This is a genomic window from Nostoc sp. (genome assembly GCF_036917465.1).
GTDB lineage: Bacteria > Cyanobacteriota > Cyanobacteriia > Cyanobacteriales > Nostocaceae > Nostoc.
Genome location: NZ_JBALDL010000048.1, coordinates 29361 through 56232, shown reverse-complemented (window position 1 = coordinate 56232; position 26872 = coordinate 29361). Strand labels below are relative to the sequence as shown.

At 42.3% G+C, this 26872-nt stretch carries 25 protein-coding genes and 1 tRNA gene; 16 read left to right on the top strand and 10 right to left on the bottom strand.

The annotated features are described in order from the left end of the window. The first annotated feature begins 18 nt into the window (after window positions 1-18). From V7K38_RS10350 to V7K38_RS10335, 4 genes are all read left to right on the top strand, one after another. Window positions 19-1323: an alkaline phosphatase PhoX gene (locus tag V7K38_RS10350; protein WP_334857509.1), complete on the top strand. Its 1305-nt coding sequence runs from the start codon at window positions 19-21 to the stop codon at window positions 1321-1323. 233 nt (window positions 1324-1556) lie between these two features. Next, window positions 1557-2048: a GNAT family N-acetyltransferase gene (locus tag V7K38_RS10345; protein ID WP_334857507.1), complete on the top strand. Its 492-nt coding sequence runs from the start codon at window positions 1557-1559 to the stop codon at window positions 2046-2048. 87 nt (window positions 2049-2135) lie between these two features. Further along, a complete protein-coding gene (locus tag V7K38_RS10340; RefSeq protein ID WP_334857588.1) occupies window positions 2136-2813 on the top strand; it encodes a ComF family protein in 678 nt (225 codons plus the stop codon). 87 nt (window positions 2814-2900) lie between these two features. Further along, window positions 2901-3356, top strand: a complete 456-nt coding sequence (locus V7K38_RS10335; protein WP_334857506.1) for a PPC domain-containing protein — start codon at window positions 2901-2903, stop codon at window positions 3354-3356. Between the two features lie 53 nt (window positions 3357-3409). On the opposite strand, the gene cobS is transcribed toward V7K38_RS10335, so the two are convergent. After that, window positions 3410-4183: an adenosylcobinamide-GDP ribazoletransferase gene (cobS, locus tag V7K38_RS10330; protein WP_334857505.1), complete on the bottom strand. Its 774-nt coding sequence runs from the start codon at window positions 4181-4183 to the stop codon at window positions 3410-3412. A 378-nt stretch (window positions 4184-4561) separates the two neighbouring features. On the opposite strand from cobS, the gene V7K38_RS10325 reads away from it, so the two are divergent. The 5 genes from V7K38_RS10325 to psbM all read left to right on the top strand — a co-directional run bounded on the left by V7K38_RS10325 (window position 4562) and on the right by psbM (window position 7292). After that, window positions 4562-5014, top strand: coding sequence for a hypothetical protein (locus tag V7K38_RS10325; protein WP_334857503.1), 453 nt, complete (start codon window positions 4562-4564; stop codon window positions 5012-5014). 109 nt (window positions 5015-5123) lie between these two features. Next, window positions 5124-6263, top strand: coding sequence for a tRNA guanosine(34) transglycosylase Tgt (gene tgt / locus V7K38_RS10320; RefSeq protein WP_334857501.1), 1140 nt, complete (start codon window positions 5124-5126; stop codon window positions 6261-6263). A 116-nt stretch (window positions 6264-6379) separates the two neighbouring features. Then, the gene (locus tag V7K38_RS10315) at window positions 6380-6517 is read left to right on the top strand and encodes a photosystem II reaction center protein K (RefSeq protein ID WP_006195022.1); all 138 of its coding nucleotides are present in this window, start codon (window positions 6380-6382) and stop codon (window positions 6515-6517) included. Between the two features lie 187 nt (window positions 6518-6704). Next, window positions 6705-7001 carry a 2Fe-2S iron-sulfur cluster-binding protein gene (locus V7K38_RS10310; RefSeq protein WP_012407088.1) on the top strand — a complete coding sequence of 99 codons (297 nt, stop codon included), beginning with the start codon at window positions 6705-6707 and terminating at the stop codon, window positions 6999-7001. A gap of 174 nt (window positions 7002-7175) precedes the next feature. Then, window positions 7176-7292 (top strand): photosystem II reaction center protein PsbM, encoded by a 117-nt coding sequence (gene psbM / locus V7K38_RS10305; RefSeq protein WP_012407089.1) that lies wholly within the window; start codon window positions 7176-7178, stop codon window positions 7290-7292. 162 nt (window positions 7293-7454) lie between these two features. Here the strand turns inward: psbM and V7K38_RS10300 are convergent, their stop codons facing one another. From V7K38_RS10300 to psbZ, 7 genes are all read right to left on the bottom strand, one after another. Further along, complete coding sequence (locus tag V7K38_RS10300; RefSeq protein WP_334857499.1) at window positions 7455-8306, bottom strand: universal stress protein; 852 nt, start codon at window positions 8304-8306, stop codon at window positions 7455-7457. A gap of 722 nt (window positions 8307-9028) precedes the next feature. Beyond that, the gene (locus V7K38_RS10295; RefSeq protein WP_334857587.1) at window positions 9029-10603 is read right to left on the bottom strand and encodes an alkaline phosphatase D family protein; all 1575 of its coding nucleotides are present in this window, start codon (window positions 10601-10603) and stop codon (window positions 9029-9031) included. Window positions 10604-10846: 243 nt separating this feature from the next. Then, a complete protein-coding gene (locus tag V7K38_RS10290; protein ID WP_334857497.1) occupies window positions 10847-12112 on the bottom strand; it encodes a glutamate-5-semialdehyde dehydrogenase in 1266 nt (421 codons plus the stop codon). A gap of 4 nt (window positions 12113-12116) precedes the next feature. Beyond that, window positions 12117-12524, bottom strand: a complete 408-nt coding sequence (locus tag V7K38_RS10285) for a hypothetical protein (protein WP_334857586.1) — start codon at window positions 12522-12524, stop codon at window positions 12117-12119. A gap of 653 nt (window positions 12525-13177) precedes the next feature. Then, window positions 13178-13249, bottom strand: a tRNA-Gly gene (locus V7K38_RS10280). Between the two features lie 115 nt (window positions 13250-13364). Continuing rightward, window positions 13365-13943: a 6,7-dimethyl-8-ribityllumazine synthase gene (gene ribH / locus V7K38_RS10275; RefSeq protein WP_334857496.1), complete on the bottom strand. Its 579-nt coding sequence runs from the start codon at window positions 13941-13943 to the stop codon at window positions 13365-13367. Window positions 13944-14133: 190 nt separating this feature from the next. Then, entirely contained in the window at window positions 14134-14322 is a 189-nt protein-coding gene (gene psbZ, locus V7K38_RS10270; RefSeq protein ID WP_289799468.1) for a photosystem II reaction center protein PsbZ, read from the bottom strand. A 555-nt stretch (window positions 14323-14877) separates the two neighbouring features. On the opposite strand from psbZ, the gene V7K38_RS10265 reads away from it, so the two are divergent. After that, window positions 14878-17571, top strand: coding sequence for a CBS domain-containing protein (locus tag V7K38_RS10265; RefSeq protein WP_334857494.1), 2694 nt, complete (start codon window positions 14878-14880; stop codon window positions 17569-17571). A gap of 12 nt (window positions 17572-17583) precedes the next feature. Here V7K38_RS10265 and V7K38_RS10260 read toward each other — a convergent pair whose 3' ends face one another. Continuing rightward, window positions 17584-18264 (bottom strand): Uma2 family endonuclease, encoded by a 681-nt coding sequence (locus tag V7K38_RS10260; protein ID WP_334857491.1) that lies wholly within the window; start codon window positions 18262-18264, stop codon window positions 17584-17586. 530 nt (window positions 18265-18794) lie between these two features. Between V7K38_RS10260 and V7K38_RS10255 the strand changes: the two genes are divergently transcribed. From V7K38_RS10255 to V7K38_RS10230, 6 genes are all read left to right on the top strand, one after another. Beyond that, window positions 18795-20144: an ATP-binding cassette domain-containing protein gene (locus V7K38_RS10255; protein ID WP_334857490.1), complete on the top strand. Its 1350-nt coding sequence runs from the start codon at window positions 18795-18797 to the stop codon at window positions 20142-20144. Between the two features lie 102 nt (window positions 20145-20246). Then, a complete protein-coding gene (locus V7K38_RS10250) occupies window positions 20247-20450 on the top strand; it encodes a hypothetical protein (protein WP_334857488.1) in 204 nt (67 codons plus the stop codon). Window positions 20451-20588: 138 nt separating this feature from the next. Next, complete coding sequence (locus V7K38_RS10245) at window positions 20589-20915, top strand: DUF6825 family protein (protein ID WP_334857486.1); 327 nt, start codon at window positions 20589-20591, stop codon at window positions 20913-20915. A 143-nt stretch (window positions 20916-21058) separates the two neighbouring features. Continuing rightward, complete coding sequence (locus V7K38_RS10240) at window positions 21059-22744, top strand: ABC1 kinase family protein (protein WP_334857584.1); 1686 nt, start codon at window positions 21059-21061, stop codon at window positions 22742-22744. Between the two features lie 19 nt (window positions 22745-22763). Continuing rightward, entirely contained in the window at window positions 22764-23489 is a 726-nt protein-coding gene (locus V7K38_RS10235; RefSeq protein ID WP_334857484.1) for a Stp1/IreP family PP2C-type Ser/Thr phosphatase, read from the top strand. 654 nt (window positions 23490-24143) lie between these two features. Continuing rightward, complete coding sequence (locus V7K38_RS10230) at window positions 24144-24341, top strand: NblA/ycf18 family protein (protein WP_041565841.1); 198 nt, start codon at window positions 24144-24146, stop codon at window positions 24339-24341. Between the two features lie 461 nt (window positions 24342-24802). Here the strand turns inward: V7K38_RS10230 and V7K38_RS10225 are convergent, their stop codons facing one another. Next, window positions 24803-26356 (bottom strand): serine/threonine-protein kinase, encoded by a 1554-nt coding sequence (locus V7K38_RS10225; RefSeq protein ID WP_334857482.1) that lies wholly within the window; start codon window positions 26354-26356, stop codon window positions 24803-24805. Window positions 26357-26872 lie beyond the last annotated feature (516 nt).

Genomic DNA, 26872 nt, shown 5'->3' with positions numbered 1-26872 from the left:
AGTAACCAAATCATCCTCATGACATTCTCAAGACGTAAATTCTTTGCAATAGCAGGTACGACTGCTGTCGGCACTTTGATGGTGTCTCCTTTGGAAGGCCTTCTTGCTAGAAAAGCTTTTGGTCAAAAACTTGGTAAAGGATATGGGCCACTTTTTCCAGGTGCTGATGGGATTTTAGAAGTACCAAAAGGATTTCAGTATCAAGTTATATCTCGCACAGGAACCTTTATGAGCGATGGCAGTTTAGAGCCTGGCGCTCATGATGGTATGGCAGCCTTCCCCGGTCCTAAAAACACAACAATTTTGGTTCGCAATCACGAACTTAGCATTAGTTCTGGTACAAAAGTACAAGTGCTAAATCCCTACGATCCTATTTGCAAAGGTGGCACTACAACCTTGGTTGTTGGCCCTAATCGCCAGCTGATAAAACAGTTCGCTTCTCTCGGTGGAACCATTCGTAACTGCGCTGGTGGTTTAACTCCTTGGGGTTCGTGGATTAGCTGTGAAGAAGATGTAACTATACCAACTGCAACAAATGGAGTTACTAAGCCACATGGTTATAACTTTGAGGTTCCAGCTAGTGCCACTTCTCCTGTTCAGCCAGTACCTCTAGTTGAAATGGGACGATTTAATCATGAGGCTGTAGCTGTAGATCCTAAAACTGGGATTGTTTATCAGACTGAAGATAATGGGAGTAGCCTCTTCTATCGTTTTATCCCAAAACAGTATGGCAATTTAAAAGCAGGAGGCACTCTCCAAGCTTTGAGGATTAAGAATAGACCAGAGGTTAACACCATTACCGGTTTCGTAGTTGGAGAGAAATGGGATGTAGATTGGGTAACTATTCCTGACCCAAACCCCACTACTTTAGATAATGTTAGAGTGCAAGGTCGGACTTTAGGTGCAGCCCGGTTTAGCCGAGGCGAAGGCATCTGGTATGACAAAAAAAGCAAAGGCGAATTTTACTTCACTGCGACAAGTGGTGGCCCTGTAGGTGGTGGTCAGGTCTGGCGCTACATTCCGGGTAAAGAGACAATTGAATTATTTGTCGAGTCTCAATCTAAAAATGAACTCGATATGCCTGACAACATAGTTGTGGCACCTTTTGGCGATCTGATTCTCTGTGAAGATGGGGATGGTGAAAATTTCTTAAGAGGTGTGACTCCTAACGGCGAACTTTATAATTTTGCACGTAACGCTTTCAATGATAGCGAGTTCGCAGGTGCTTGCTTCTCACCTGATGGTCAGACTTTATTCGTCAACATTCAAACCCCTGGTATTACTTTAGCTATTTGGGGCCCTTGGAATAGTAATAGAGGCTGATCCTAGTTGTAATATCAATTAAGCGATATAGTAGCCCGCCGCACGCTACTATATCGCTTAATTATCGTTCTTAAGCAGACAAGGGAAGGGGAATTATTTTCCCCTTCCCTTGTCCCTTTATTGATACCTTGAGAGTACTGGCTGAAACAGACTCTGCAAGAATTGCTATTTGCTAGGTAAATTGGGATATAGAACCAGAAAATTTTCTGTGTAAACTTGACCAGCAAATGGTAATGAAAAACTATTATCAAGATTTTATAATTCGTGATTGGGTTGCAAGCGATCGCACAAGAGCCGCCGAAGTCATCAGTTATGTATTATCAGAATACGGTCTAGGTTGGGAACCAAAGGGTGCTGACCGGGATGTGCTACGAGTCGAGGAATGTTATTTAGCTACTGGGGGAGAGTTTTGGGTAATTGAACACCAAAGCCAGTTAGTAGGAACTGGGGCATACTACCCCATACACCGAGGTGAAAAAGCAGTAGAAATCCGCAAAATGTATCTCTTACCCAGCATCAGGGGTTTAGGATTAGGGAAATATTTGTTACAACAGCTAGAAGCAGCGATCGCAAAGCGTGGTTTTCAGGAGATTTGGATTGAAACCGCCAGCGCTCTGGTGGAAGCAGTCAAGCTGTATGAAAGCAACGGCTACACTCCAGCAACAGGAGTAGAAACAACACGCTGCGATCGCGTGTATTTTAAGTCATTAGTCATTAGTCATTAGTCATTGGTCATTAGTTATTGGTCATTAGCTAAGGACAACTGACAACTGACAAATGACAAGTGACTAATGACAAAGGACAATTCTAAAATGCACCCTTGGATTAAAAATCTCACAGGCTTACTCAACCTTTTTCTCCAATCCCATTGCCCCCTATGTCAACGCGCAACTTCTCAAGAATTTTGTCAGAACTGCACCAGACAACTGCAAAAATGTCAACATAAAGACCCAATTTATCTATGGAAAGAGCCAATACCAGTGTTTGGCTGGGGGGAGTACGGTGGCCCAGTCAAACGAGCGATCGCGGCGATGAAATACGAAAATCAACCCCAAATAGCTCGTCCTCTGGGTCAATGGTTAGGAGAAGCATGGTTGTTAAATTCACCAAGGGGAGATAGCCAGCCTGTGGTAGTTCCCATTCCAATGCACCCTAGCAAGCAAAAGCAACGTAAATACAATCAAGCCGCATTAATAGCACAAAGCTTCTGCGAAATAACTGGATTAAAATTGAAACTAAACGGTTTAGCCAGAGTGCGAGAAACTGAAGCCCAATTTGGTTTATCGGTATCTAAACGAGAAAAAAACTTGGCTCAAGCTTTTGCTGTCGGACAAGAATTTCGCGATCGTCCCCCAAATGTTCCTGTGCTATTAGTGGACGACATTTATACTACTGGTGCTACTGCCAGGTCTGCTGTGCAAACACTTCGTCAGTATGGAATAGTGGTCTTAGGATTAGTAGCAGTAGCCACTGCCGTCAAAGACGGATAAATCCAGAATTAATGGGCTAAATTGAACATATAAGCGCGTAAATTGGCCGAATTACCCTATTTTTGTGGAAAAAATTGCTTGAAATGTATGAATAAAGTTTTTGCGGTGGGTTTAAGACAACTCACGATCGTTCCTGCCACATTGCTGGCAATAGGCATAAGTACAAGTGCAGCCTTTGCTCAAAATAAATTGTATAGTCCAATCCCTTTATCTAACAGCACTGAAATAAATGATACCCTCTCAGACAAAGACATTCCTACAGGTCAAGGTGGGTTTGCCCGTGATTACACGGTGAAGTTGCAAAAGGGAGATAATTTAGCAGTTGACCTGTCATCGGAAAACTTTGACAGTATTATCACACTGCTAGCACCTGATGGTTCAACTCTGGCAGAAAATGATGATGGTCCTGATGGTACTAGCAATTCTCTACTATTTACCCGCATCGTAGAGACAGGGAATTACGTGATTCGTGTCCGGTCTTTTGGAGAAACTGGAGTAGGAGCTTTTAAACTCAAGGTGACAAAGCTGCAACCGATTAAATAAAGTGGGCATTGGGCATTGGTTATTCCCCCTCATCCTCCCCACTCCCCCATTTATTAAAAAACGGTCATTACGCAGAGAAATAAGGCTTCAGTCCACTCGACGACTGCGCCGTAGGTGTCTCCGGTGTGTCCGCCTAATTTGTGGTTGAACCATGCACCGGTTAAAGTAGCGATCGCACTTCCTGCAATTATCATTGCTAGTGCGAGAAATAGCCCCTGGTTATTTATCAGGACAAGCAAACCACTCAAACTCAAGAGCAATAAGAAGCCTGGTAATAAATCTTTGTAAGAACGAATGGCTTGTTTATGAAATGCACCTTTGCCAGTTGGTTTGAGATAAGGATACCGCGCGATCGCTACCTGTTGTCCCCAACGTCCCCAGCCACAAGCAGCCATCAGTAACAAACAACGGTTTTCTGGCATATCTGTTAAGGCTGTCATTTTTAGTAACACTAATGCGATCGCTGCCATTGCCCCAAAAGCACCTGTAGCACTATCTGCCATCACCTCCAGCCGCCGATTTGGGTCGCCCACTGCCAAACCATCGGCAGTATCCATCGCCCCATCTAAGTGCAGCCCTCCAGTTATAGCAATCCAAATACTTACTACCAAAGCACTACGAGTTAACACGGACATACCAATATAATCCATTCCCGTATCTAATAACCCTAAAATTCCCCCAATGATCAACCCTACAAGCGAAGCAAGATGTGCTACTCCCTGAAAATCTAATCCTTTCAAATACGGCAACGGAATACTTGTGTAAAATATGATACTAGCTGCCAGTTTTAACAACAGCTTTTTCCACCACTGTTGCTGTTTCGTCATCGCAGTTACATTAACATTTGGTTAATTGCTGGATAATAATCGTAATCTGACTACAATTGAACATCAGTACACTTTAAAGCTTTAGATAAGATTTACTTCTGTTAAAGATTATCACTGAAAATTTTGTTATGCTAGCCTAAGTAGTATGTAAATTCTTTTGGGCAGTCTTTTATACAAAAAACAAATGACTCAGGAAATTAAAGTTCCATCAGGAATCAAAATTTGGGTTTTGTATTTGTTAACTAAAAACTTACTCGAAATTGTTAAACGATTGCCCCATAAAATTGATATTTTTTTAAATAGAGGGAGTAAACAAGCTATCCAATTTTGACAGTTTAGCTATGTTGTTGCTCTCCTTAGCTCAATCGCTATTTTCCTATGAGTCACCATCTACCCGACACCAGGATACCATCTCCGTGCATTATTAACACGGGCATCATTGTGAATAAGCTCGACATCCGGCGATTGCTGGCAGATTTAGGTCGAGTCCACTACATCTACACCCAAGAAGATAAGGTACTGAGCGAGGGTGAAGGGGATGTGATGGAAGTTTTTGCTAATCCACAAAGGTCTACCTTAGTGGCTAACCATGCGCTATATTTGAATGTTTGTAGTTTTGATTATTTGGAACTCAAACAGTCATCGCAACAAGAAACTTACTTCGATTTAATGCAAGAAGGAGTGTGTCTGCGGTTGATTCCCCGTTCAACCCCCATACAAGAACGACGAGAGCGAACCTTCAATGTCAGCGCCATAGAAGCGATGATGGAGCAAGTCCTCTCAGCCAGATGGGATGCAGAAATTGACGATGACTGTTCTGATTCTTTCTAAAATAACGACTACTATAGCAATTTGATGTAGGGGCAATTCATGAATTGCCCCTACATCTTATAGTTTTACGTAAGTCGTAATAGGCGCATCTTCAAAAATCTAAAATGGCATGAGTGCGAATTTTTCCTTTGAATGTCTTGCTTGCTGTAGTCAGACAAAAGCTAGAGCCGGAGTGTTTTCTACTCCTCACGGGGTTGTAGAAACCCCCAGATTTATGCCAGTGGGAACGCTGGCAAATGTCAAAACTATTACCCCAGCCCAGCTACGAGATACTGGGGCGCAAATGGTCTTATCTAATACTTATCATCTTCACCTCCAACCAGGGGAAGCGATCGTGGCTGGGGGTGGTGGGTTACACAAGTTTATGGGTTGGAATGGCCCAATGCTCACAGATTCCGGTGGGTTTCAGGTGTTCAGCTTAAGCGAGATGCGAAAAATTACTGAAGAAGGTGTAACTTTCCGCTCACCTCACGATGGACGAATTATTAACTTGACACCAGAGCGCTCCATTGAAATTCAAAATACTTTAGGGGCAGATGTGATCATGGCCTTTGATGAGTGTCCGCCCTACCCAGCGACTCGTCAAGAGGTTGAAACTGCAACTGAGCGCACTTATCGTTGGTTAGAACGCTGCATAACAGCTCATCAACGCAGTGAACAGGCTTTGTTTGGGATTGTGCAGGGAGGCGTGTATTTAGATTTGCGTTGCCGTGCGGCTGAAGCTTTGGCTAAGTTAGATTTGCCCGGATATGCCATTGGTGGTGTGAGTGTGGGAGAACCACCAGAATTGATGGCTGAGATTGTAAAAGTGACAGCACCGCTTTTACCGCCTGAGAAGCCACGTTATTTGATGGGTGTGGGTACTTATCGGGAAATGGCGATCGCGATCGCATCTGGTATAGATTTATTTGATTGCGTAATTCCCACTCGCTGGGCAAGACATGGTACCGCAATAGTTCAAGGCGGACGCTGGAATTTAAAAAATGCTAAGTTTCGTGAAGATTTTACGCCATTAGATGAAACTTGTCCTTGCTACACCTGTCAAAATTTTAGCCGTGCTTATGTATCTCATTTAGTGCGATCGCAAGAAATTTTAGCTTATACCTTGTTGAGCATTCACAACATTACCGAGCTAATTCGCTTTACCCAAAAGATCAGAGAAGCAATATTAAGCGATCGCTTCACTACAGAATTTGGCCACTGGCTCAACAAAGAAACGCAAGATCAAGAGTGCGAAGTAGGCGAGTAAGGAAGAATAATTAATGCCCAATGCCCAATGCCCAATGCCCAATACCCAATGACCAATCCATGTTAGGATACTTCTCAAGTATGAAAGCTGTGTTGGATAGGTGAATTTAAATAAACATGGAAGCAGCACTTTTATTAGCAAAACTGCCTGAAGCTTACCAAATCTTCGATCCTTTGGTAGACGTTCTCCCAGTCATTCCTGTATTCTTCTTGTTGCTTGCTTTCGTCTGGCAAGCAGCCGTGGGATTTAGATAAGTTAATCTATTTTTCAATTGAGTAGGACAGGTACTATACCTGTCCTATTTTTGTGGCACTATGTTTTATAAAATTAACATTTATTAATATTCTGTAATTAATTAATATAATAAATGAAGATATGAATCAAGCCATGTCAATATAAAGCCTTGAAAGCCAAGCTTAGAGTCAAGGAGGGAATCAAGTTATGGGTAATATCAAATTCGTTAAAGAGAATAAAGAAGTAGTAGCTGCCGATGGTGCAAATCTCCGGCTCAAAGCGATGCAAAATGACATTGATATATATACATTTATTGGCAAGATGACGAATTGCGGTGGTAATGGTCAATGTGGTACTTGTATTGTCGAGATAGTCGAAGGACTAGAAAATCTTTCTCCCCGCACAGACGTAGAAAACCGTAAATTTAAGAAAAAGCCAGAAAATTACCGCCTTGCCTGTCAAACTTTAGTGAATGGCTCAGTCAGCGTAGTTACGAAGCCTTAAGTTCTCAAATCTGCCATTGCCTGAATTTGTATCCAGTCAGTAGTCAAAATACTTACCAAAATTGAGTTTATTCATTTTGAATTTTGAATTTTGAATTTTGAATTGGTATAACTCTGTCATTGATAATGGTATCCTAATGTTGTTGACTGGAAAACTAAGAGAGGCTTTCTTGCCATGCAAGTTAATGACCTGGGGTTCGTAGCGAGCATTTTGTTCGTATTAGTTCCCACTGTGTTTTTACTAATTCTGTACATCCAAACTGCTAGCCGCCAAGGTGGAAAAGATAGTTAAGAATTTGTGTATAAAATAATTAACCCCTGCACTATGTAGTGTAGGGGTTTTTATTTATCAACAGGTAACTGATAACATTCCTGTAGGGGCAATTCATGAATTGCCCCTACAGTCTTCTCTACTGTCCTATTACAACAATTCTTATACTCAGTACTGCTTAGTTTAAGCGATCGTCCGCGCCAACAGTACCGGACAAGTGGCATTGACTCTAACATAGTCAGATAACGAAGATCCGATGAGTCGGTCTATATCAACAAAACTCTTAGCGATCGATGGACGACGATCTGGAGAACCGAGTAATAATAAGTCTATATTCAACTCTTCTGCGAACCGACAAATTTCTTCACCAGGTTTGCCACTGCTGATATAACAACGAGATTGGATGCCCTGTTTTTGAGCTTCTGCAACTGCGGCTGCTAAAAGTGGATTTTTATCTGAGTTAACCTCGGTTACTTCCGATTTTTTACCGCCTAAATCTGTACTAATATTTGCCAAAATTAACTGGCCTCCCTGAATATCTCGCAGTAAAAATAGTGCCAATTTCAAGCAGTTTTTTGCAGAATCAGAGTTGTCTATTCCCACCATAATGCGCTTAATTCTTTTAACATAAATGTCATCTTTTACCAGCAACATGGGGCGAGAAGATAGCTGGAAAACATACTGACTGACTGAGTTCGATAAAATCGATTGCAGTCGCTTAAGTCCGCGTGAACCCATAACAATCAAGTCAGCATCAATTTCATCAGCTACTTGACAAACTACATCTTTGGGATCGCCTTCGCGCAAAATTGAAGAAACCTGACTAGGATCTAAGTTTAAAGTTTGAATGGCATTAGCCAGAATTTTACCACCATTTTCCCATTTAGTTGTCATGGTAGCAGCAGTATTTTGTGCCTGAACAACATGCAAAATTGTAACTTTCGCAGATTCTATTGAAGGGATTTCTCTTAGGGTTTTGAGCATTTCTTCTGCGTGTCCCAATCCCGATACAGTTAGCAAAATTTTGTTTATCATATTACGTAATTGTTTTTAAGTTTACTTTTGTTTTCGCTTTTAGTACTTGGCTTAAGAGGTTGTTTGAAAAGTCCTATTGTCGGTATCAAAAAGTCCTAGATCCCCCTAAATCCACGCCACATGCTCCACTTGGGGAGACCCCAAGACCGCAGTGGCTCCCCTTAAGAAGGGGGACTTTGATTCCGTTTCCCCCCTTTTTAAGGGGGGTTAGGGGGGATCGCTAAGTGCCTAAAATCACAGCGAAATACTTGTTCATTCAACCTCTAAGTCGGATTTTTACCGCTTTACTCGATAAAGTAGTTAGTAAGTTCGCACAAAAAAACTTTGTTTCTTAGTATTTCATACTCAAGCAAATAGCAAAGTAAAAAAATCTCAACAAAAGTTTAAGTTTATTTGCACCTAGTTACTTAACTTCTTAACTAGACTCCAATTATTAAGCATACTCTCAAATTAGCCTGATTAACTTAATAAAATATGATGTTAGTTATTATTGTTAATCTATGTTCACGTTTTTTAATTAGAAGTTAGTTAAGTATTGCAAAGAAATTCTCCAATGACTCTTTAGAATAATCGATCGCTTCCGGGTCGAATATTATAAAGTAATATTTCATACTAATAAAGACCTCTCCCTGGTTTTATTAAGTAAAACCTTCCCTCTCCGAGTCGGAGAGGGAGAAACTTGAAATTTAGTCGAAGTCAGGGAGAGATTGATAGAACTGACGTTAACTTAGTTGCGCTCCTGGTTGTCCGTTTTGGACTACAAACGAAGCTAGGGTTTTGACAGAGGCATTTAAGTCAACAATGCTTGATACAACGCGGTAGTCAGTTTGCCAGCGTTGTGGAGTAAGGTTGCAACGGAGGTATCCTCGGTAAGCACCATCAAAGAACTTAGTATGGGGATTGTTGGGTAGAGCAGCTTGAACTGGAGCAATAGATGATGTGGGAAAGTCAGAGGTAATTGAGGTTCCGACGAACTCAGTGCCTACCGTTGTTGAGTTGGGGTTATTAAAATCAAGCTTCAAATCGTGTACCCAACTAGAATGGATATCTCCGCTAATCACCACAGGATTAGAAGGTTTACGTTGGTTGAGAAAACTCAAGAGCCGATTCCGTGCAGGCACGTAGCCATCCCACTGATCCATATTGAACACCCCGCCGGAGCCTGGAGTACTATTAAAATTGTACTGGCCGAACATCACCTGTTGAGCAATCACATTCCAGCGCGATCGCGACCGGTCTAAACCTTTTCGTAGCCACTGCTCTTGTTCTGAGCCGGTCATGGTAGCATTTGGATCAAAAACTTCTGGGCAGAGAGGCTTAAGCCCATCATTACAAGGTTGGTTAGTACGGTACTGCCTTGTGTCTAGCACATTGAACTCAGCTAAATTACCAAAGGTGAACCGCCGATAAAGCAGCATATCTGGGCCTTTCGGCAGCGAAGATTCACGTAGAGGCATGTGTTCGTAGTAAGCCTGGTACGCATTAGCTCGGCGTTTCCTAAAAGCCTCTTGGGTTTGGTTATCTTCGGGGGTTAAATTGGCATAGTTATTGTCAACTTCATGATCGTCCCAAGTGACAATCCAGGGAAAAGCAGCATGAGCAGCTTGGAGACTCTGGTCTGTTCTGTACAGGGCGTAGCGATCGCGGTAATCTGCAAGAGTGATGATTTCTGGACTGTTATGCTGGCGTGGCCCACCAGATTGTGGCCCATATTCGTAAATGTAATCGCCTAGATGAACCACAAGGTCAAGGTTTTCTTCAGCCAAATGCCGATAAGCCGTATAGTAGCCATTTTGCCAGTCTTGACAGGAGACAAAAGCAAATTTTAGTTGTTGGGTATAGCTATAAAATGCCGGTGCTGTGCGAGTCCGCCCAATAGGGCTAGCTTCCCTACCCGCTTGAAATTGATACCAGTACCAACGATCAGGATCTAGTCCACGCACATCAACGTGGACTGAGTGCGCTAACTCTGGTGTTGCTAGCACTGTTCCTCGACGCACAACCTGTCTCATGTTTTCATCAAGGGCAACTTGCCACCGCACTGGCACATTTACCAATGGCATTTCATCTCCAGAGAATGGATTTGGAGCCAGTCGTGTCCAGATAACAACACCATCCGGCAAAGGATCGCCAGAGGCAACACCAAGACTGAACGGATAATCAGAAAACCTTGAGTTAGCTAATACTGGATGCCATTGGCTAGCGATTGTTAACCCCGTTAAGAATCCTGCACCCAACAAAAAACTCCGCCGTCTGCACCGATTTGCTAGGAGGCGCTTGCCATCTATAAGTTCCATATTCATCTCTACCCAGATGTAAATACTAGGAACCTAGCAATCTAGGATCAAGCAGAAATTAAGATTTTATTAAGTTTAAGATTGGGCATTGGGCATTGGGTATTGGGCATTAGGAATTGGGCATTAGGAATTGGGCATTGGGCATTGGGAATTGGGCATTGGGAATTGGGCATTGGGTATTAGTTATTTATTCTTTCTCCCCCTGCTTCCCCTGCTCCCTCATCTCCCCATGCCCCATTCAATTTAAAACCTGCCATTTCCCTGAACAATGTGCTTAACGGTGGTCAAAGTTTCTAGGCTGATAAATCCTCGCCGATGACCTTTTTGGTTAGACATACCAAGAAATACTGAATCTCCCCGCGAGGGGTTGCGGGAAAAACGCGGGGAAGTATTGATGTAGGTAGAGGCGCTGTTAACTCCTAAAGCAAACTGCCGGCTTTCTTGGTAAGATTCAGTAAGGATGGAATCGGCATGACCACTGCTGTGTTCATTAATCCAAGCGATCGCACCTTCTAAGCTATCCACTAGTTTAAAAGCCACTGTCTTAGTTAAATAAGGGTTTCCCCATTCGCGCTCTTTCACCAGCTGCAACTGAGGAAATGCTTGTACTAGTTCCGCATCCCCTTTAATTTCAAAGCCTTTTTCCATCAAGCTGTTCCACAGAACTGCTAGAGATGATGGCAAGGCTTGACGATGAATGAGTACCTTTTCAATCGCATTAACTTGATCCGGTTCGCTTTGATGGCTATCAAGAATCATCCAGCGCACCATTTCTAAGCTGGAATTTAGTGACCAGTAGAGGTAACAGTTACCCATCGCTGACTTTAAAACTGGGCAAGTTGACTGGCGTACTACCTGCTGTACCAAGCTAGAACGTCCGTATGGAATAACTAGATTCACGTACTGGTCTTGGGTAACTAAATCCCGAATTGAAGCACCATGTTCGGCTGCGATCAGTTCTACACAGCCCGGAGGTAGTCCAACTTCTGCGATTGCATTTTGCAGTGCCTCCGCGATGGCGGCGTTGGAATGGCTAGCTTCAGTACTACCTTTGAGAATTATACTATTGCCAGTTTTGATACAAAAACCCGCTGCGATCGCCCCTAAATCCGGGAACGCTTCATAAATAAATCCAATCACTCCCAAGGGCATTAACTGGGTGTAACTCTGGGAATCTCCCAGTTGATAATCAGCAGTTCTAACGCGCCGCAACGGATCTGATAATTCCCCTAACCGTTGTAAAACCTCTACTGTCATCTTTAGCCTTGTGGGAGTCAGCTTCAGCCAGTCCAATATCAACTCTGGCACTGCCATTTCTCGACTGGCTTCTAAATCCAAGGTGTTGGCTTCTAGAATGTCGTCAAATGAGCGCTCAAGGGCTTGTGCCATCGCCAATACTGCACGACTCCGATCTGCTCCCTTTGTGATCCCCAGCTTTAGGGAAGCTTGATAGGCTCGTTGGGCGCTAGTAATCGGTTCGGGGTGGTCATCTAAAACTTCAACAGTCATTGAGTTAACGTCTGTAGGTAAGCCAGACCATTAGTGCTGGCAGAATAGCCAATAGTACCGCCACCATTGCCCAAACAATAATGCTGGAACCATTTGCTAATTTCAGTGCTAATGGCAGCCATATAATCACTAGCACGAAAATAATGCCAAGTGCTATAGGCAGATACCTTTCTCCCAAGCGGGGATGGACAACATGCCAACTATTTCCCATCCAACGCCAAGCCCGTTTGTAGGGATAGGTGGTGGAAAGCTGTTCTAGGACATGACCATTATCTTCTACGACAAAGATTTGCTGACAGCGATCGCAACCAAATGCTTCTGTCAACGTAATCGGAACTAACTGACCCCGACGACGACAGGGACAGGGGTATTCAGTATTGAAATCTATTTTTTCAGGTTTTTGAGATTGCACAAGCGTTCTAGTAACTTGAGCGTGTTTTACACGAACTACGAGAATATAATCTTTTGGTAAATGCAATAGAAGCTTCTGCTACTATAGATTGCTCTCTTTATATACATGAATTGGCTATGCAAACCTCGCCATGATTGCAAACAGTAGATGCAGTAGACTCTAAGTATTCTAATTTCATATCAGTAGGGAGTTTTCTATTTCTAGTCTTTCCCCGGATCTGACAATCTTATTTAAAATTTCCTTCTACATAAAATTTAGACACTAATTAACATTTCAGTGGGAGCATGGGAGCAGTTATCCCTTAACCTCTAGACACGATTTAGCTATCTGTGCATAAGTTTCGATATTTTTTTAGATGTATTTAACACTTCGGCTACGCTCAGTGTGCTGAGATTTTTGATATATACCCGCTTTTAGAGACTAAGACCCTTGAATTCCCCCATAATTTGAACGAGTTTTACTAGATGAGTAAAATCTATCGACGAATACGACAGTTCCACCATATCTAAATTACTTTATATTCTACCTATCTATGAAATTCATAAAAATCGGAAACGATTCACAGGAGTACAGCGCGAATCGCTAAAGACTTCAACACACCCTAAAAGCACTAAACCTCTTGAAGTTAAAACTATCAAGAGGTTTTAGTTGGAAGCGGGTGACGCGATTCGAACGCGCGACATTCACCTTGGCAAGGTGACGCTCTACCACTGAGCCACACCCGCAATCAATTGCCATATATAAATATCTCAGATTTATCCCTCTTTGTCAACCCCTTTATTTAGTTTTGAGTGCCGAGTTTTTTAACTCATAACTCAGCACTCATAACTCAGCACTCATTTAGCCGAGTTCTTCTGACTCGGCGGTTAAATTGCCGATGGTGGCACTTTGAAACGAGGCTGGCAAAGACTGGCTGTTACGAGAATATGGTTCTGCTAGGTTAGAACGCAATTGCCGCATGAGGCTTGCCATTTCTAGGGCATTCAGGGCATAATCCCAACCATGATTACCTTTGATGCCGGCTCGTTCTAAGGCTTGCTGCATAGTGTCTACTGTCAAAATGCCAAAAATTACTGGCACTCCAGTTTGAAAGCTAGCGGCAGCAATGCCTTTAGAAACTTCGGCGGATACATAATCAAAATGGGGTGTTTGCCCGCGAATAACTGCGCCTAGACAAATTACAGCATCATAACGATGGGAAAGTGCTAGTTGGCGAGCTACTAAAGGTACCTCAAAACTTCCCGGAACCCAAACATAGTCTACCTGACTACCTTGGGGGTTAGGATCTACACCATGACGTTTCAAGCAATCTTGACATCCCTCTAGCAGCTTTCCGGTAACAAGATCGTTGAATCGACCAATCACCACTGCAAACCGCAAAGGCTCCGTTTGGGTAAAAGTTCCCTCGAAAACTGCCATGACTGCCTCTTAATCAACTATAGTTCTGGCCAATATACATTTCTTATTTAAATGTAGAGGAGCAGGAAAGCACGGTCATAAAAAAGGAAATCGGAAAAAATTTCTTCTTTTCTCCTTTGCTCAAAGACCATTGGCTTTTCTGCCCCTCTAGTTCTTATATTATGTGCCTGCGCCAGAGTGAAGCCGTCGCCTACACGACAAAAAAGTTTAACAAACCAACTAAAAATACCAAAGCAATCCAAACGCCGGAACCAACCCAGAGCAGTTTTTTGGATTCGCCCCAATTTTGGGGAGTGGCGTAAGCAACCGGAACGCCCACAACCAGGACAAAGGATAATAGGACTAGACCTATCAAGGCAAATTGGAATATTATGGTCATTTTTGATTCTCCCAATACAGCGAAATAGTGATATGTCCTACATTAACAGTAAGCTGTACAGTGTAGGCTTCTCAGTGACTCCTGCGATCGCATAGGACATTTCCTGAGCTTTAGTTTTATGTCCCCGTGATACCCCAACGGAGACAATTTGATTTTTTCTTCCTTTCGTACCCCACAAATTTTACGACACAGGATGAATTGCTTATGACTTTTGCACTGATGTGTCAACCAATGGTAAATTTGCATTCTTTGAAAGGATGCCTACTCGTTTCCTGTTGTCCAACGTTTCACGTAGGTTTCCCAGAGGGCTGTCTAGAGGTGTATCAACGACCGTGGCGGCGAGTAACCAATTAAATCATACAACGCCCCGATCATCTATATTCAGAATATTTGACAATTAAAGTGCTGACTCTGAGGGCTTAAGGGTGAGGCTTCTGCCCATTTTAGCTAAAGGGCGACACTGACACTTTTTTCTTGTTTTTAAGCTAACAGAAATTACAACATTTTAGTCATTTGTCCTTTGTTTAAGTACCGATGACTAATGACTACTTAACTATGGATTTAATTCTTTGCCACACGACAGCAGATTTTGACGCATTAGGAGCAGCAGTAGGGTTAACGCGCCTACTACCGGGAAGCAAGATTGTGCTGACTGGCGGTTCTCACCCTCCTGTACGGGATTTTTTAGCGTTGCATCGGGATGAATATCCGCTAATTGAACGCCGTTCGGTGAATCCTGAAACAATTCGCTCTCTGACTGTGGTGGATACGCAACAGCGCGATCGCTTGGGTAAAGCTGCTGAGTGGTTAGATTTACCCAATTTAAAAGAGATTATAGTTTATGACCATCACTTAGGACAAGAATCAGATATTACCGCCACGCGATCGCATATTTCTTCAGTTGGAGCCACCACAACTTTAATTGTGGAGCAATTGCAACAACAGGAAATTTCCTTGACTCCTGCCGAAGCTACAGTGATGGCTTTGGGTATCCACGTTGACACTGGCTCCTTGACCTTTGACCAGTCCACGGCGCGGGATGCCTTAGCTTTGGCTTGGTTGATGCAACAAGGTGCTAGTTTATCAGTAATTTCTACCTACCGAGATCCTGGTTTGTCTTTGCAATTGCAGCAACTATTAACTGAGGCGTTGGAAAGTTTAGACTATCTTTGCTTGCGTGGATATACGATAGCTTGGGTGACTTTAAAAACAGATGCTTTTGTGCCAGGGCTATCGAGTTTGGCTTCAGAACTTGTGGAATTAACCGAAATTGATGCGATACTGTTGGCTAATGAGTATCCTTTAAGTGAAAGTGATTCACGCTTAACACTAATTGGGCGATCGCAAATTCCCAAAACGAATCTTAACCTATTATTTCAACTCTTGGGCGGTGGCGGTCATTCGCAAGCCGCGTCGCTAAATCTAAGGGGAGTTGATTCACAAGCAATATTAAAACAACTCGTTGACGGGGTAAAAGCACAAATTCCCTATCCCCCCACTGCTAGGGATTTGATGTCTTCTCCTGTCCGCACGATTCTGCCTGAAACCACAATTGCCGAAGCACAGCGAATTTTGTTGCGCTATGGAAACTCTGGTTTATCTGTAGTCGATACTCAAGGGCAACTAGTAGGTATTATTTCGCGCCGGGATATTGATATCGCCTTGCATCATGGATTTAGTCATGCGCCAGTCAAGGGCTACATGACCACAAATCTGAAAACGATTACACCAGATACAACATTGCCACAAATTGAGTCGCTAATGGTGACTTATGATATCGGCCGCTTGCCAGTATTAGAAAATGGGCAGTTAGTTGGTATCGTCACTCGTACTGATGTCTTGCGGGAATTACATCAGGAAAGGCATGAAGAGGAAGAAGGAACAGAGGAGAGACGGAAAAGTAATATTAATCTCCCGCAATTGCAAAATAAACTTGCTCCTCAGTTATGGAAATTGCTCACTATCGCATCGCAAGAAGCCGAAAAACGGGGTTGGCATCTTTATCTTGTCGGGGGTGCGGTGCGGGATTTGCTGTTATCTGAGGCAGCAGGTAGCTTGATGATTAAAGATATTGACCTAGTAGTTGATGGCTTTCACAAATCAGCAGATGTCGGTGCGGGTGTGGAACTAGCAAAAGCACTCCAACAACTTTACCCTGCGGCTCGTTTAGAAATCCACGGGGCCTTTCAAACTGCTGCTTTATTGTGGCACAAAGACCCAGAATTAGATTCTCTATGGGTAGATATTGCCACCGCTAGGACAGAGTTTTATCCTTACCCAGCAGCGAATCCAGAAGTTGAGGCGAGTTCGATTCGTCAAGACTTGTATCGTCGAGATTTTACCATTAATGCGATCGCTTTGCGGCTCACCTCTCCCCGCTCTGGTGAATTACTCGATTTCTTTGGCGGTTTACTCGATTTACAAGCTAAACAAATTCGGGTTTTACACGCCAACAGCTTTATCGAAGATCCCACCCGCATTTATCGTGGCGTGCGTTTTGCCGTGCGCTTCGGATTTGAAATTGAACCGCAAACTGAAGAGTTTATCCGCTATGCCATCAACAGTGGCGTTTATGATCGCACTTCTCAAGAGAATACCAAAACTCCAGCCCTACAAACTCGACTGAAAACAGAATTAAAGCACATTCTAGAAGCCCCCTACTGGAAATCAGCTTTGCAGTTACTCGATAACTTAGGGGCATTGCAATGTATCCATCCTACCCTCAAATTAGATGAGTCACTCCTGCGACAATTACGTTTGTTAGAACGTTGTTTGCGGCGATTTGATGCTGAACAAACCCTCATTCACTGGCAAATGCGTCTAGAAGCATTAATCGCCCATCTAGCAACTGAATATCGGGTGAAAGTAGTACAAAATTTGCAATTACAAGAGGATAGTATTGTTAGGTTGAAAAACTTAACCCAAAGCTATAATAAAGTGATAGAATATCTACCTACTTTTCAACGCCCCAGTCAAGTAGTGCAGTTGTTGCGACAGTACGACTTAGCAATGCTGATTTTAATTGCTTTGCAAAGTCGGCGAGAAATTAGACATCAGATTTGGGAATATTTAACTGTTTTGGCGAATGTGCAGCCACTATTAAATGGCAATGATTTAAAGAAACTTGGTTACAAACCAGGCCCACAGTATCGGCAAATATTAGATGATGTAGTTGCTGCTACCTTGGATAGAGTGATTAAAGATAGGACTGAAGCTGAGGAATTTTTAGCACAACACTATCCTAATTAAAATATTCCTGGTCTAAATTGTATCTGGATCGATATTTAACTCTCGTAGTTTTGCTGCTAAACGTTCTGCTTTTTGTTGTGCTTGTTCTGCCGTTTCTTCAGGTGTTGGTACTAGTTGCCCATCTCGTGTAAAAAACCGCAATAGCCCCTGATAAATTCCCAGATATAAATCTAGCTGATGACTCCATAAATGTCCTTGCTCATTTGCTTGTAGAGCTTGATATCCTCCATCTACTAAATGAAATCCTGCAAATTCTAGCGTGTAAGGGTCGAACCAAAAATAATCAAGTGTGCGGAAAGTATCTTGATAAATTCTTTTCTTTAAATCTTTGTCAGTATTAGCTGTTGAGTCAGACAGAATTTCTACAATTACATTTGGATATTTACCATCTTCTTCCCAAACTACCCAACTTTTACGGGTTTTGCGTTCAGTTCCCAGCACTACAAAAAAGTCTGGCCCTCGGAAGTGTTCTGATTTGCGTTGGCGTGGACTGTAGTAGATAGTCAGGTTTCCAGCCGCATAAAAATCATTTCTGTCTCGCCACAGCCATTCCAGACATGTCAATAGTAGAATTATTTGCCGTAGATGCAGTTCGCTTTCCAAGGGAGGCTCATCACTATATAGATCGCTAGGGGGAAATATAACATCTTGGGAGATGCCTTTTTGAGAATCTAATTCTTGAGCTATGGTCATAGAATGGATACGGCATCAAGTAGTTATGGATTTATTTTAACAGTCTTGTAGTTAGCGATCGCGCGTAGCTAATCGCCTATTTTTAGAGTATAGGTAAATCGTCCAATTCAGGCTTTATCATCTCAAAACAAATTTCATAAAAAAATCTATCCTGAATATCTTACCTCTGCGTTCTCTGCGCCTCTGCGGTTAAAAATCTTTATTTCCGACTGAGAACGAGCGATCGCTACCCTTCTGAAATACCTTCATGCTACACTCTAGTCAATATCAAACCTCATCACAACTTCAACGAGATAGCTGAAATGAAGTAGTACCAAACACCTGTTGCACCAAAGCAACAAATGTCAACAAAGAATAAACACAAGTGTTTTGACACGGTTACTTCACAATAGTCATGTATTAAGAATATTGTCATCATTCGTATCTACATTTAACCGCTTGACAAGGATCTGCGGCTAAATCTTTTGTATCTAAACCCGTAAATGTTGTGAACACGCGGGTAGAAATTTGCGAATTGAGGTTTGAGAAAAATGCAGAAGAAATCAATATTATTAGCTGAGAATTTAGCCTACGAACTCAGCTTAGATAGAACTTTATTTCAAAAAATCCAAGTGAGTATCGAGGCGGGCGATCGCATTGCTTTAGTTGGTCGCAACGGGGTAGGAAAATCAACTCTCTTAAAGATACTTGCAAGTCAAATCAGCCCCAGCATCGGTTCTGTTTGGCGTAATGGTATTGTCTACTATTTGCCACAAATCAGCACTATCAGACAAGAAATTACAGCAGAAACAGTACTTGAATTTTTAATTTCCGTCTCTGATGAATGGTGGAATATTGAGGAAATTTTACAAACACAATTCCACACAACACTTGACTTATCTTTACCAATTACTAACTTGAGTGGTGGAGAACTTACAAAGCTATTTCTGGCAATCGGTTTATCTCAACAACCAAACTTGTTGTTGCTAGATGAGCCAACCAACCACATGGATTTGCAAGCGTTAGAAAGCTTAAGGCAATTTCTTCAAAATTTCACTGGTGCATTTGTGATTGTCTCACATAAACCTTTTTTCTTAGACCAAGTTACAGATGTTACTTGGGAACTCACACCTGATGCTTTGAAAGTATATGGAGGCAACTTTTCTCAATATCGAGAACAGAAAGAAATCGAGTTAGAGGTAGCATTGCGATCGCACGAAGTCGCCAGAAAGGAACTCAAACGTACCCAAGCCACGGCTATCCAAGAACAGCAACGTGCAGCCCAATCTAGCCGCAACGGTCGCGCCAAGTTTCTGAATGGTAGTATTGATAGAATGGCAGCAGGACTGATTAAAACCAAAGCTGAGATATCTAGCGGAACTGCAAAAAAGAAACATGAAGCAGCAGTAGCAAAGGCTAATCAAAAGGTTGCAGAGACGAAAGTCAAAACTACAAAAGTCACAAGTATTCAGCTAGAAGAAAAAAATCAAAAGCGCCGAAATCTAATTAATATCCAGGGTGCAAATCTTAGGATATCAGAACGTCTGTTGATTCAAAATATTCAACTGCATGTCTCCTCTGGCGATCGCATCTCTATTATCGGCGCAAACGGTTCTGGTAAATCGAGTCTGGTAAAAGCAATTTTGGGAATGGAAAACCAAACAGCAGTTTTAGAATCAGGTGAGGTTTTGCTTGCACCAGCCATGAAAGCTGTATATCTCGATCAAACCTACGAATTGGTAAATCGTCAATGCACAATTTCGGAAAATATGCAAGCTGCCAATCCTAATCTCAGCTATCAGCTTTTGCGTCAACAGTTGGGACACTTTCTCTTTAAATATGATGAAGTTCACAAAAGCGCCTCTGTGTTGAGTGGGGGTGAGTTGGCAAGATTAGCGTAGGCGTAGCCCGCCGCAGGCATCGCAATAATCAGTATCTCAGAAATCGATCTTCTCATCCTCGATGAGCCAACGAATAACCTAGATATTGAAACCGTTGAACAAATGGTAGTAAGTATAAATGACTATCAAGGCGCTATTTGGGTAATTTCCCACGATCTAGATTTCCTCAGCCTGATTAACATTACTCAAAGTTTCAACTTGAGAGAGCAAGCCTTGCAAATCACAACCTATTTACCCAGTACACCAGAGAAATATTATCGAGAATTGCTGGAATGTCACAATAAATCTTATTCCAGATCGGTGTAACTCTCTTTTGTATGCCTGTAAACTCCGGGAATTATTGAATTGGCATATCGGTAACTCTAAATCTCTAACTCCTCAGCAGAAGCCGTAAAGCATACAGGCAAGTTATAATTCTCTTGCGGATCAACGTAACAAAAATTTATGAGTAACCCACTAGTACAAGCTTTTTTCGTAGGCAGAGCAGTAGCCGAAGTAGTTAATGAGCGTTTAGAGGTCGCCTTGACCGATGCTTTGAGCGATCTGGGCAAATTTGATGCAGAAGCTAGAGAGCAGTTACGCCAGTTTACAGAAGAAGTCCTAGAGCGGGCAAATCGGTCAGCAGAAACAGCTAATTCTGGTCAAGCTACTACAGGTAGTGGACAAACCAGTTCTGATTCAGGTGACTTGCAAGCAGATATTGATGAATTACGAGCAGAAATTGCGCTCTTACGAACAGAATTGCAACATTATCGCCGAACTTCTGCATAAATTTAGTTATTAGTCATTGGTCATTGGTCAAAAATTATTTACAAATGACAAATGACAAATGACACTTAAGAAAAAACAGTTTAGGAATCAGAGTGTCTTTTCTTTCAAGTGATTCGGTTGCAAACCAACGGTACACAAAGGATATGGAACAAGGTTATTCAGAGAAGGCATACCGTTGGAATCGGGAAAAATACTCTAGCAGACGGCGTTTTGTGGACATTTGGTCTTTTGTCTTGACCTTATTGTTCAAACTTTGGCTATACAACAAATCTTGGAGTTATCCGGGTGGCGTGACTGAGGTAAAGCAAGCTGCAAGACGCAAAACCCAAGCAGTCTGGATTCGCAACACCCTGCTGGATTTAGGCCCAACCTTCATTAAAGTTGGGCAACTATTTTCTACCCGTGCTGATATCTTCCCTGGTGAATATGTAGAAGAACTAGCCAAATTACAAGACAAAGTACCGGCATTTAGCTATGAACAAGTAGAAGCGACCATTGAAAAAGAATTAGGCAAAAAAATTCCTCAACTATTCCATAATTTTGAATCGATTCCTTTAGCTGCTGCTAGCTTAGGACAAGTACATAAAGCTGTGCTGCATACTGGGGAATCGGTTGTCGTTAAAGTGCAACGTCCTGGATTAAAAAAGTTATTTGAAATAGATTTACAAATTCTCAAGGGAATTACCCGCTACTTTCAAAACCATCCCAAATGGGGACGGGGAAGAGATTGGTTAGGTATTTATGAAGAATGTTGTCGCATTCTTTGGGAAGAAATTGATTATCTTAACGAAGGTCGTAACGCCGATACTTTTCGCCGGAACTTTCGCGGCTACGATTGGGTGAATGTCCCAAGAGTATACTGGCGTTACGCCAGTTCCAGAGTGCTGACTTTAGAATATCTCCCTGGAATTAAAATTAGCCAATACGAAGCTTTAGAAGCAGCCGGTTTGGATCGAAAGCTGATCGCCCGTCAAGGCGCTCAAGCCTACTTACTACAATTACTCAATAGTGGCTTTTTCCACGCCGATCCTCACCCAGGCAATATTGCTATTAGTGCAAGTGGCGCTCTAATATTCTACGATTTCGGCATGATGGGGCGGATTAAATCTAACGTGCGCGAAGGACTGATGCAAACACTGTTTGGTATCGCTCAAAAAGATGGCGATCGCGTTGTGCAATCTCTGATCGATTTAGGCGCGATCGCCCCAACAGATGACATCAGCCCAATCCGGCGTTCCGTCCAGTACATGCTGGATCATTTCATGGATAAGCCCTTTGAAAATCAGTCGGTGGCGGCAATCAGTGACGACCTTTATGAAATAGCTTATAATCAGCCATTTAGATTTCCAGCAACCTTCACCTTTGTGATGCGAGCCTTTTCTACTCTAGAAGGAGTAGGCAAAGGTTTAGATCCAGAGTTTAACTTTATGGAAGTTGCCAAACCTTATGCAATGCAGCTTATGACCGATATGAATGGTTCTGAGGGGAATACTTTTATTAATGAATTAAGTCGTCAAGCAGCTCAGGTAAGTAGTACTGCCTTTGGGCTACCACGTAGGTTAGAGGATACGCTAGAGAAGCTAGAACGGGGAGATATACGTCTTCGCGTTCGGTCTATAGAAACTGAAAAGCTATTGCGGCGGCAAAGCAGTATTCAGCTCTCAATGAGCTATGCTCTGTTAATTAGTGGTTTCACACTTTCAGCTACGATCTTAGTGGTTGGCAATCATGTATGGTGGGCACTGCTGCCTGGGTTAATTGCACTAGGCATTTCAGCGATCCTGATCAGACTACTTTTACGCCTTGACCGTTACGATCGTATGCATTAATTGTTGCAAAAAAAAATTTATGAAACTTAATTTCACGGGTTTTAGCGATCCGGGACTTATTCGTTCTAATAATCAAGATGCTTACTATGTCGACCCAGAAGGGCGGTTTTTCGTTGTCGCTGATGGAATGGGTGGTCATGCCGGAGGTGAAGAAGCAAGTCGCATAGCCACTGAAGAAATTCAGGGCTATTTGCTGGCAAATTGGGAATCTTCTAAATCTTCCCAAGAATTGCTAGAGCAAGCTTTGTGGGGTGCTAATGAAGCGATTTTGCAAGATCAGCAAAATCATCCCGAACGCGCCGACATGGGTACAACAGTTGTAGCAGTAATTTTTCGCTCTCCAGAGCCGCCCTGGTGCGCTCATGTTGGCGATTCCAGGCTGTATCGCTTCCGAGAGTCCCAATTAGAACAGGTAACAGAAGACCACACTTGGGTTGCACGAGCAATCAAAATTGGTGACATTACCTTTGATGAAGCGCGATCGCATCCTTTTCGTCATGTATTATCGCGCTGTTTAGGGCGTGAAGACTTGCATCAGGTTGATGTCCAACCACTAGATGTAAAAGTTGGCGATCGCTTACTGTTATGTAGTGATGGTCTTACAGAAGAACTTGTTGAACAGAAGATTGCTAGCTGCCTCCAAGACGCTCCTTGGCTTGATAAAGCCGCCATCTCTCTAATTGAGGCTGCTAAGGAGCAGGGAGGACACGATAACATCACAGTTGTCATCGTTTCACTGGAATAAATGGTCATTGGTCATTGGTCGATGCTTAGTAACCTAAACAAATGACAAATGACAAATGACAAATCTGGTAGATATACTCAGTAATTTGTTCAGTGTGAGCATTTTTCACTTTTACAATTTGATACAAATGTTTTTAGCCTCTAAAAAGACCTAATGAGGCTGAATTTGCATAAAATTGATTAATTGACATCTTGCACAGAATAAGGTAGAGCGATTATAATTCACGCTTATTACCATTCATTCCCCAACCTCCTTAAAGTCCTAACTTCCGAAGTTTCCTTCATATTTGGGGAAACACGATCTTCGTTTCTCTCAAACAGGGAACTATAGGATTCAGTAGCAAATCTGCTCATCTCCTCAAAAGAGAGTTGTACAAAGCAGAAAGGAGTGAGAGGTAGTTATATCTACCTTAGTTCCAACAGAGCCTATTTTCTGGAATACGGCTCGGCTGACTTGGGTAGTATATCAGTAGGATTAGGTGGAAGATATCATATCAAAAAAAACCTACATTTAGGATGTGGGCGTTCTGTCAAACAATTGTTATCTTTCTTAATACGGAGGAACAAATGTTGGATAGGCATAAGTCCAATTTTTATCCCATTTGGACTTCTGTAAGCGATATCACCTTTACACGTTGTTTTTTCGGAGTTAACTATGAACCAACCAATGAAACTATCCTTGGAACAGCAATTCAGCATCTGCTCATTTGCCACTCAAGTACAAAATATGAGCCACGATCAAGCCAAAGACTTTTTGGTAAAACTCTATGAGCAAATGGTAGTGCGTGAGGCAACTTATCAGGAGCTTCTCAAACATCAGTGGGGCTTAGATTCCGGTTCCACTATGGCATAGAGTCGTTCTACTGTCGCAGTGGGCGACCTCCTTCTCTTGCTTGGTTCCAAGGAGGAAAAGAGCTGGGGATGTCGGGGCGTCAACTTCGATAACCAATTTCACAAGAGCTACACAAGCACTCAACTCACAACTACTAAACTTTTCGACAGCACATCTCCTGGAGTCTATACATGACTTTAACTTTCCGGGCTAAAATTGCTGTTCGGCTTACCACACTTTTTATTGTTTCTTTTGTTTAGTGTAAGAATTACACCTGCGTAAATTTACAACTGACTGAAATATCCACACAAAAATATTCCGAGAGAAATTAGATAGCCTTGATTTAACTAGCTCGTGATTTCACTCTTTATACATATAACTAGAACTTACATCTTTATATATATTTTGTTTATAAAAGTTTACATTCTTTGAGTTTGCACCCCTTCGTTACATATAAGACATGTAGCATAAAGAAATTATTCCTAACTGGAAAGATCGTATGGAGAATCCGTATCAATGCTTTCGAGCTTTGCCAGAATTTGAGGCTTAATTTTTTCGTACTCGCTTTTGAGTAAACTTTTACTCATTTGCGGATCGGCAGAAGACATCAATGTGTTGCTCATTGCGACCCACTCTTGCAGTCGTTGGCGCTGGGCAGAAGCGACGCTTGAAGGCAAGATATGGGTACAGCGATTTGGTGTTTCTCGTGCAAAGAACAACAGACGGTAGTAACCTGTGTGCTGTAGTAACCGGGTAATTTCTTGACCAAGACTGGTTTTGAGATCGAGGTAGTAAGGCAACCATTTAGCACCATGTTTACGGTTGTAGATGACAGTAATCCATAGCAACATGGGATGGGGAATAGAGATGAAAAGAAATTGGTTATAGCGGGTACAGAGTAAGCGCTTCTGAATTTCTTCTTGCGGTAGCATCACCCATAGCGCTGGTAAAATCTCCCCATTAATGTGAATGGACTGAGGAAAGACAATATCGGCAATTGGTTTATTTTGGGGCCAGGAAATGGCACGAACGATTTCATCGTTAGACAAGGATGCCCGCAAATCGGCTTTAGTTTTCTGTTCAAGCTCAGGACTAGCCGTAGCAGTAGGAATTAGGGCATAGCTATCTTGCTTAATTTTGCGTGTATGCTCAGGCTTTTCTAGAGATGCTAGAACTCTGAGGATTTCAGTGATACTTTGGGGGCGATCGCGTGCTACCTTAGCTAGACAGCTCATCACCAAATTTTCGATTTCTTTTGGTAGTTCTAACCCAGGTGCAACTTCAGCAAAAGAACGTGGTTTTTGATAGTGATGTGTTTTATACCATGCTCCAAAAGAATGAGTTGGTGCTACCAGTGGCATTTTGCCTGTGAGCATCTCAAACATCATCACACCCAAACTATAAATATCAGCACGGTTGTCTAATTCTTTACCCTCCATCTGTTCGGGAGAAGAATAAGCCAATGTCCCCAAATAGAATTTTGTATGGTCGCCATCTGACTGCAATAACTTAGCAATTCCAAAATCTAGAACCTTGACCAATTCTCCGAAACTGGGATCTTGAATCACCAGCATATTGCTTGGCTTGACATCTCGATGGATAATTGGACAAATTGCGCCATCAACTGGGATACCATCATGAGCGCACTGTAATCCCAGGCTGAGTTGACGCGCCATACTCAGAAATCTTGGTAAGGGAAGCCGTTGCTGACGAATAATATTATTTAGGCTTTGTCCTTGTAGATATTCCATAACGTAGAATGGGGTGTTGTTGTCATCTACGCCATAGTCCATAACTCTGACAATGTGGATACTTTTTTGTCCTAGCAAAGCACAAGTTTTTGCTTCTCGCTCAAAGCGGTCTTGCAATCGCATCTTTTCATTTTGGATTGATAGAGCAAGAAACTTAACCGCAACAGGTACACCTCCCAACAAAGTATCTTTAGCGCGATAAACCCTACCCATTGCTCCAGTACCGATTAACTCCTGGAGTTGGTAGCGTTTGCTGAGTAAGCGACCAATGTTGGGGTCTGACATAGAGAATTTGAATCCAAAAGCAGGTTATAAGTGTTTAGAAGAAAAGTTGTAAGTGTTTAGGAGAAAAGTGCATTCAAACTGAAATATATGGCATTATTGCGCCTAGAAATGAATTTCTAGACTTGTACCACAAGGCAAAAATGGAATTCAAAAGACAAAAGTCTTATAGACTAGGCTTTTAGAGGATTTCCAATGGTTGCTTTATCTACATGGCGCTGTGCTACTAAAGGCAGAAGCTTACCTACCTTTAACAAGAAGATTTTGCCCCAAGTCTTGTTAATTGAGAGAGTAAGTGCATTTACGCAGTCTATACTAGCTTTTTTTAGCCCTCTTTTAAAGGATTGAAGCCATGCTCGGTTATTACATCTGGTGCAATATTCTAAAGCAAACAAGCAGAAAGAGTAGATAATGAGGCTTCATATAATCTTGCACTTTAATTGTGGTGTAGTTTTAGTTTGCCCAATTTTGAGTAAATAGATAACTCTAGGATCTGCCAAAAACCTTCATTAGGGATAA

What these genes read in the sequence shown, in the direction of transcription:
- V7K38_RS10265 (WP_334857494.1), top strand. Translation starts at nt 14,878, where the DNA reads ATGGATTTAATTCTTTGCCACACGACAGCAGATTTTGACGCATTAGGA.
- V7K38_RS10260 (WP_334857491.1), bottom strand. Translation starts at nt 18,264, where the DNA reads ATGACCATAGCTCAAGAATTAGATTCTCAAAAAGGCATCTCCCAAGAT.
- V7K38_RS10245 (WP_334857486.1), top strand. Translation starts at nt 20,589, where the DNA reads ATGAGTAACCCACTAGTACAAGCTTTTTTCGTAGGCAGAGCAGTAGCC.
- tgt (WP_334857501.1), top strand. Translation starts at nt 5,124, where the DNA reads ATGAGTGCGAATTTTTCCTTTGAATGTCTTGCTTGCTGTAGTCAGACA.
- V7K38_RS10300 (WP_334857499.1), bottom strand. Translation starts at nt 8,306, where the DNA reads ATGATAAACAAAATTTTGCTAACTGTATCGGGATTGGGACACGCAGAA.
- V7K38_RS10235 (WP_334857484.1), top strand. Translation starts at nt 22,764, where the DNA reads ATGAAACTTAATTTCACGGGTTTTAGCGATCCGGGACTTATTCGTTCT.
- psbM (WP_012407089.1), top strand. Translation starts at nt 7,176, where the DNA reads ATGCAAGTTAATGACCTGGGGTTCGTAGCGAGCATTTTGTTCGTATTA.
- V7K38_RS10255 (WP_334857490.1), top strand. Translation starts at nt 18,795, where the DNA reads ATGCAGAAGAAATCAATATTATTAGCTGAGAATTTAGCCTACGAACTC.
- V7K38_RS10290 (WP_334857497.1), bottom strand. Translation starts at nt 12,112, where the DNA reads ATGACTGTTGAAGTTTTAGATGACCACCCCGAACCGATTACTAGCGCC.
- V7K38_RS10230 (WP_041565841.1), top strand. Translation starts at nt 24,144, where the DNA reads ATGAACCAACCAATGAAACTATCCTTGGAACAGCAATTCAGCATCTGC.
- cobS (WP_334857505.1), bottom strand. Translation starts at nt 4,183, where the DNA reads ATGACGAAACAGCAACAGTGGTGGAAAAAGCTGTTGTTAAAACTGGCA.
- V7K38_RS10240 (WP_334857584.1), top strand. Translation starts at nt 21,059, where the DNA reads ATGGAACAAGGTTATTCAGAGAAGGCATACCGTTGGAATCGGGAAAAA.
- V7K38_RS10315 (WP_006195022.1), top strand. Translation starts at nt 6,380, where the DNA reads ATGGAAGCAGCACTTTTATTAGCAAAACTGCCTGAAGCTTACCAAATC.
- V7K38_RS10350 (WP_334857509.1), top strand. Translation starts at nt 19, where the DNA reads ATGACATTCTCAAGACGTAAATTCTTTGCAATAGCAGGTACGACTGCT.
- V7K38_RS10225 (WP_334857482.1), bottom strand. Translation starts at nt 26,356, where the DNA reads ATGTCAGACCCCAACATTGGTCGCTTACTCAGCAAACGCTACCAACTC.
- V7K38_RS10340 (WP_334857588.1), top strand. Translation starts at nt 2,136, where the DNA reads ATGCACCCTTGGATTAAAAATCTCACAGGCTTACTCAACCTTTTTCTC.
- V7K38_RS10250 (WP_334857488.1), top strand. Translation starts at nt 20,247, where the DNA reads ATGGTAGTAAGTATAAATGACTATCAAGGCGCTATTTGGGTAATTTCC.
- V7K38_RS10310 (WP_012407088.1), top strand. Translation starts at nt 6,705, where the DNA reads ATGGGTAATATCAAATTCGTTAAAGAGAATAAAGAAGTAGTAGCTGCC.
- V7K38_RS10325 (WP_334857503.1), top strand. Translation starts at nt 4,562, where the DNA reads ATGAGTCACCATCTACCCGACACCAGGATACCATCTCCGTGCATTATT.
- V7K38_RS10345 (WP_334857507.1), top strand. Translation starts at nt 1,557, where the DNA reads ATGAAAAACTATTATCAAGATTTTATAATTCGTGATTGGGTTGCAAGC.
- psbZ (WP_289799468.1), bottom strand. Translation starts at nt 14,322, where the DNA reads ATGACCATAATATTCCAATTTGCCTTGATAGGTCTAGTCCTATTATCC.
- ribH (WP_334857496.1), bottom strand. Translation starts at nt 13,943, where the DNA reads ATGGCAGTTTTCGAGGGAACTTTTACCCAAACGGAGCCTTTGCGGTTT.
- V7K38_RS10295 (WP_334857587.1), bottom strand. Translation starts at nt 10,603, where the DNA reads ATGGAACTTATAGATGGCAAGCGCCTCCTAGCAAATCGGTGCAGACGG.
- V7K38_RS10335 (WP_334857506.1), top strand. Translation starts at nt 2,901, where the DNA reads ATGAATAAAGTTTTTGCGGTGGGTTTAAGACAACTCACGATCGTTCCT.